Raw genomic sequence first — 266 nt, 5'->3', positions numbered from 1 at the left:
TTTCCGTCAGCGCCGTCAGCCAGCAGATCAGCCGTACCGAAAAACAGCTCGGCCAGGCGCTGTTCGAACGAACGGCGAGCGGTCTGGTGCTGACCGAATTCGGCGCCGTCTTCGCGGCCCGCCTCGGTGCTGGATTTCGTGAGCTTTCACAGGCCGTGGCCCTGGCCGACGAGGCGACGCAATGCACATTGGTGGTTTCGGTGGCGCCGGGCTTTGCCTCGAAGTGGCTGTTGCCCAGGCTATCTCGCCACTTCGACCGGCATCCC

Annotated in this window: 1 protein-coding gene; it reads left to right on the top strand. The window is 64.7% G+C overall.

The genetic code is table 11. The features are described from left to right. On the top strand, positions 1 to 266 hold a 266-nt coding region (locus EOB49_RS35390), incomplete at both ends, for a LysR family transcriptional regulator (RefSeq protein WP_127383573.1).

Source organism: Mesorhizobium sp. M7A.F.Ca.MR.148.00.0.0 (assembly GCF_003997735.1).
GTDB lineage: Bacteria > Pseudomonadota > Alphaproteobacteria > Rhizobiales > Rhizobiaceae > Mesorhizobium.
This window is presented reverse-complemented; position numbering and strand designations above follow the sequence as displayed.